The following is a 499-nucleotide window of genomic DNA, read 5'->3' on the forward strand; positions in this document are numbered from 1 at the left end:
GAGCGGGACAGACCGGTGGCCTGCTGGAGGTCGGCCCGCGTGTTGGCGCGGCCGCTGCGGATCAGGTGCAGCAGTTCGCCGGCGCTGGCCTGACTTGACGTCATCATGGTGTCCCCCACGGCTCAACTCTTGTCGGCGCCGCTGGTCAGTCCCTCGGTCAGAAGGCGTTCGGCGGCGAAGAAGAGGAGTACGACAGGGATCGTCAGCACGACGGAGCCCGCCATGAGGACGGTCTTGGGCACCTCGATGCCGTTAGACAGCTGGGCCAGGCCCAGGGAGACGGTCCACTGGCCCGGGTCGGCGGCCAGGAACAGCAGCGCGAAGAGGAACTCGTTCCAGGCGATCATGAAGACGTACAGGCCGGTCGCCATGAGCGAGGGCAGGGCCAGCGGAAGGATCACCTTGCGCACGGTCTGGAGCCTGCTGCACCCGTCCAGCGCCGCCGCCTCCTCGAAGGCCTCCGGCGCGTAGTAGACGACGGCGTGCAAGGGCTCGCACA

General features: G+C 68.1%; 1 protein-coding gene. It reads right to left on the bottom strand.

Annotated features, from left to right (window positions below; genetic code table 11):
- Window positions 1–122 precede the first annotated feature (122 nt).
- On the bottom strand, window positions 123–499 hold a 377-nt coding region (locus OO69_RS48185; RefSeq protein WP_158713548.1), incomplete at its 5' end, for an ABC transporter permease subunit.

This window comes from Streptomyces sp. NRRL F-525 (genome assembly GCF_000716605.1).
Lineage (GTDB): Bacteria > Actinomycetota > Actinomycetes > Streptomycetales > Streptomycetaceae > Streptomyces.